General features: G+C 68.4%; 4 protein-coding genes. All 4 read left to right on the top strand.

The features are described from left to right. Window positions 1-134 precede the first annotated feature (134 nt). The 4 genes from LzC2_RS20760 (at window position 135) to LzC2_RS20745 (ending at window position 3,490) form a co-directional block, all read left to right on the top strand. Complete coding sequence (locus LzC2_RS20760; protein ID WP_171189938.1) at window positions 135-926, top strand: TrkA C-terminal domain-containing protein; 792 nt, start codon at window positions 135-137, stop codon at window positions 924-926. A 104-nt stretch (window positions 927-1,030) separates the two neighbouring features. After that, window positions 1,031-1,906, top strand: a complete 876-nt coding sequence (locus tag LzC2_RS20755) for a hypothetical protein (RefSeq protein ID WP_171189937.1) — start codon at window positions 1,031-1,033, stop codon at window positions 1,904-1,906. Window positions 1,907-1,985: 79 nt separating this feature from the next. Then, a complete protein-coding gene (locus LzC2_RS20750; protein WP_171189936.1) occupies window positions 1,986-3,215 on the top strand; it encodes a homocitrate synthase/isopropylmalate synthase family protein in 1,230 nt (409 codons plus the stop codon). After that, the gene (locus LzC2_RS20745; protein ID WP_171189935.1) at window positions 3,215-3,490 is read left to right on the top strand and encodes a DUF962 domain-containing protein; all 276 of its coding nucleotides are present in this window, start codon (window positions 3,215-3,217) and stop codon (window positions 3,488-3,490) included. The genes LzC2_RS20750 and LzC2_RS20745 overlap by 1 nt, the downstream gene beginning before the upstream one ends. Window positions 3,491-3,608 lie beyond the last annotated feature (118 nt).

Raw genomic sequence — 3,608 nt, 5'->3', positions numbered from 1 at the left:
CCCGCGGTTCGCGCCCGCCCCCCCGTGTTCCGGTTCGCCCGTGCTTCGGGCCGCCCGTGCTTCGGGCCGCCCGTGGCCCGAGCCGCCCGCGTTTCGGGTCTCGCCCCCGTCGTCCCCGTTTTGAGTTTCCCGGCGTGGAAGCCGCGTTCCTGTCGCTGTTGGCCACGCTGACGATCTCGCTGGTCGTCACGCGGGTCGCCACGGTCGCCTTCATGGCGACCGGGATGAGCCGCGAGAGCGCCCGATTCCAAGCCCGCAGCGCCTTCACCGGCGTCGGGTACACCACCGGCGAAGCGGAGAGCGTCGTCAATCACCCGGTCCGGCGCCGGATCGCGATGATCCTGATGCTGTTGGGGAACCTCGGCGTCGCGACCGTCGCCGGGACGGTGATGTTGTCGGTCTCCGAAATTAACGATGCGAAGGGGGGCGACGATCCGTGGAAGGTCTGGAAAGCGCTGGGCTTCTTCCTCGGCGGCACGCTCGTCCTCATTTGGCTGGCGAACAGCGAGTGGGTCGAGCGGCGCCTGAACCGCATCATCTCCCGGGCGCTGCGGCAATATACGTCCCTCAACGTGCAGGATTACGTCGCTCTGCTGCACCTCGCGCAGGGCTACGTCATCAGCGAATTACGGGTCGAGCCGGAGGACTGGCTGGCGAACAAGACGCTCATTCAACTGGCGTTGCCGCAGGAGGGCGTGCTGGTGCTGGGCGTGCAGCGCAAGGGCGGCCCGTACGTCGGCGCCCCGCACGGCCACACGCGGATTCGTCCCTACGACACGCTGCTGTTGTATGCGGATCAGGGCCGGATCGAAGAACTCGACACCCGCCGGGCCGGCAGCGCCGGCGACGAGGAACACGCCGCCGCCGTCGCGGCGCAGGGCCGCGTGGAGGCGAAAGAGGACGCGGAAGAGCGGGTCGGGGTCTGATCGTCCGCGATTCGCAAATGCATCGGCGGATCAGCGCGTGAGCGGCCGCGGTGCGCTCGGTAAGGTCGTGGGCGAGGATCGTTTCCCCGACCGCAGGCCGTCCAATGTCGCGTTCCGCCCCCCATCCCGCCGTCTGGGCGGTCGCCGCCCTCGTCGCCGCCTCGTTTGCTTGGCCGGAGACCGCTTTCGGTCAGGACGATCTGGGTGCTCCGACCGAAGCGCTCCCAGAGTTCGACGAATCGGCCGAGTCGCAATTCGAGGCGCCGGCTGATCCGCCGGGGAACAATCAGGAGCAACCCGTCCTGACACCCGAACAGGCCGCCCCGGAAATCGCCGGCGCCGAGTCGACCGAGTCGGTCCTGCGGTGCGCCTATCGCCCCCATCCGACGCGGGTGCGGGCGATTTATCAGTTCCTCTCGGAGCATGCCGCCCCGGGCGTGGACGTCTCGCTGCGACCGATCGATCGCCCGGCGTCCGAACCGCTGCGGCAGGTGACCCGCATGCAGGAACAGGAGGTCGTCAGCGCCGACGGCGAACGTCGTCGCGTGGCCCGGCCGATCACGACGACGGTCGACGGGCAGGGCCAGACCGTGGCGATGGAACTGATCATCGTCGCCCCGCCGGAGACGCAGCGGGCGATCGGACAGTTCTTCCGACTGAGCCTCTCGTCCGACCCGGCGCCGACCGGGCCGCCCGTTCCGTCCAGCGACGAGACATTCCAACCGTTCGGGGGCAGTTATCAAGACTCCCTGCCGCTCGACGACTCGGTGCCCGGAGACTACGGCACCTCCACACCGCGGAAGCCCAGCCCCCGCGATGCGTTCTCGGTCTTCGGCGGAGATCCGGAGGTCATCGGCCGGCCAGGCGACGGATCGTTCGCGGAGGATCTTCCCCGCGACGACGTCGGATTCGGCGACTCTCCGGGGAGCGTACCCCGTCGGCCGGTCGGCGACCCGTTTGATGACGCCTTCGAGGAGTAAACCGCTTCGGGGACTGCGACCGGGCGTGACGGCGCCTGCGTTTCGATCTTAGAGTAGCCGCGTGCGCCGCCGGTCCCTGATGTCGTCCCTCTCGCCCCGCCGGTGGGTTGAGTCCCAGGTCAAGAAATTCGTGATCGGTCATCACAATCGCGCCGGCGTCGTGCTGTTTTCGGACACGACGCTCCGCGACGGGGAGCAGATGCCCGGGGCGACGCTCGAACCAGCGGACAAGCTGCGGATCGCCCGAGCATTAGGCGAAGCGGGCGTGCACAGCCTCGACGCCGGTTTCCCGGCGGCCGGTCCGGCGGATGTGGAGGGCATCAAACGGATGTGCGGGGAAGTGCCCGGCGTGGTGCTCACGGCGCTCTGCCGCACGCTGCACGGCGACATCGATCTCGCCGCGGAGGCATTGAAGAAGCAGCCGCGGATTCGCAAAGGCGTGAGCCTGTTCTGCGGCACCAGCCCGCTCCACCGGGAGCACAAGCTGCGGAAGTCGAAGGAGGAGGTGCTAGACCTGATCGCTGACGCCGTGACCTACGCCGCGGATCGGTTCGCCGTCGTCTCGTTCGCCGCGGAGGACGCCACCCGCACCGAGCCGGATTACCTCGTCCAGTGCTATCAGACCGCCGTCGAGTGCGGCGCCAGCACCTGCGGCCTGCCGGATACCGTCGGCGTTTGCACCCCGGAAACCGCCGCCGGTTGGGTGCGGCTGCTGAAGGAGAACGTCTCCGGCATCGACAATTGCCTGATCGCGGGGCACTTCCACAACGACCTCGGGCTGGCGGTCGCGAACACGCTGGCGGCGGTGCAGGCCGGGGCGACGGTGGTGCAATGCACGATCGGCGGCCTCGGCGAGCGTGCCGGGAACGCGTCGCTGGAGGAGGTCGCCGTCGCTCTCGAATTGAATCAGAAGCAGTACGGACGGACGCATAAGCTGGACCTCTCCAAGCTCGCCCCGCTGGGGGCGTTGGTCAGCGAACTGACGGGCGTCCCGGTCTCGCCAATGAAGCCGGTCTATGGAGCGAACGTCTGGGCGACGGAAGCCGGCATCCACCAGGACGGCTTCCTCAAGCATCCCGATACTTACCTGCCGTACCGCCCCGAACTGGTCGGCGGCCCGCCGGTGCATCTGGTGCTCGGTCGGCACAGCGGCCGCGGCGCCGTGCGGGCCCGGCTGGAAGCATTGGGGCTGCCGAACGACGATGCGACCGCGGCCCGCGTCGTCGAGGGGCTCAAAGCGCTGCCGAAGGGCGACCCCGTCACCGACGACCGCGTTCGCGGCTGGGCCTCGGCGAATGGAGCGGAGTGATGTTGAAACGCTTCCTCACCAATTACGCCGCCCGCCATCGGCACCCGGTCAATATCGCGTTGCATGCGATCGGGTTGCCGGTCACGTTCGCACTGCCGGTCTGGCTGCTGATCGAGCAACGGCCCTGGTGGGCGCTGGCCGCGTTCGTCGGCGGATACGCGATGCAGTTCCTCGGACATGCGATCGAGGGGAACGACGCGGGAGAGACGGTCCTTGTGAAGCGATGGTTGGGGTTGCCGTACCGAGAGTTCGCCGATTCGCCCCCGCGGGGCTGATTGAGGTTGGATAGGGGATTTAGGTGGTTGGAACGGCGTAAGATGGGATCGCCCGGCGAGATCATCGCCTGTGGCGAGAACCCGCCGCACTGACCGACAGTCGCCAGGAGTGCCCGCC

Source organism: Alienimonas chondri, assembly GCF_013036045.1.
Taxonomy (GTDB): domain Bacteria; phylum Planctomycetota; class Planctomycetia; order Planctomycetales; family Planctomycetaceae; genus Alienimonas; species Alienimonas chondri.
The sequence above is the reverse complement of the archived record's forward strand: the minus strand, read 5'-3'. Positions and strand labels throughout refer to the sequence as shown.

Excerpts from the sequence above, each read along its gene's own strand:
- LzC2_RS20745 (WP_171189935.1), top strand. The coding sequence starts at position 3,215 with ATGTTGAAACGCTTCCTCACCAATTACGCCGCCCGCCATCGGCACCCG.
- LzC2_RS20750 (WP_171189936.1), top strand. The coding sequence starts at position 1,986 with ATGTCGTCCCTCTCGCCCCGCCGGTGGGTTGAGTCCCAGGTCAAGAAA.
- LzC2_RS20755 (WP_171189937.1), top strand. The coding sequence starts at position 1,031 with ATGTCGCGTTCCGCCCCCCATCCCGCCGTCTGGGCGGTCGCCGCCCTC.